The following is a 323-nucleotide window of genomic DNA, read 5'->3' as shown; positions in this document are numbered from 1 at the left end:
GCCGCGTTCAACATCATGGGTGACTGGGCCGTGGCCGCCTTCGAGGAGCAGGACAAGGAACTGGGCACCGACTTCGTCGCGGCTGCTTCCCCGGGCACCCAGGGCGTGTTCGACTTCCTGGCCGACTCCTTCACCAAGCCGGTCGGTGCTCCCCACCCCGGGGGAACCGACGCCTGGCTGGAGACCATCGGCTCCCTGGAAGGACAGGTCGCGTTCAACAAGGCCAAGGGCTCCATCCCCGCACGCACGGACGCCGACCCGGCCGACTTCTCGGAGTACCAGCAGACGGCGATCGAGTCGTTCGCGAACGACACCATCGTCTC

The 323-nt window shown here is 67.2% G+C and carries 1 pseudogene; it reads left to right on the top strand.

The features are described 5' to 3' along the window. Nucleotides 1-323: pseudogene (locus IIE03_RS02340) on the top strand (carbohydrate ABC transporter substrate-binding protein); the annotation flags it as partial.

The organism is Myceligenerans pegani (assembly GCF_014892515.1).
Classification (GTDB): Bacteria; Actinomycetota; Actinomycetes; order Actinomycetales; family Cellulomonadaceae; genus Myceligenerans; species Myceligenerans pegani.
This window is presented reverse-complemented; position numbering and strand designations above follow the sequence as displayed.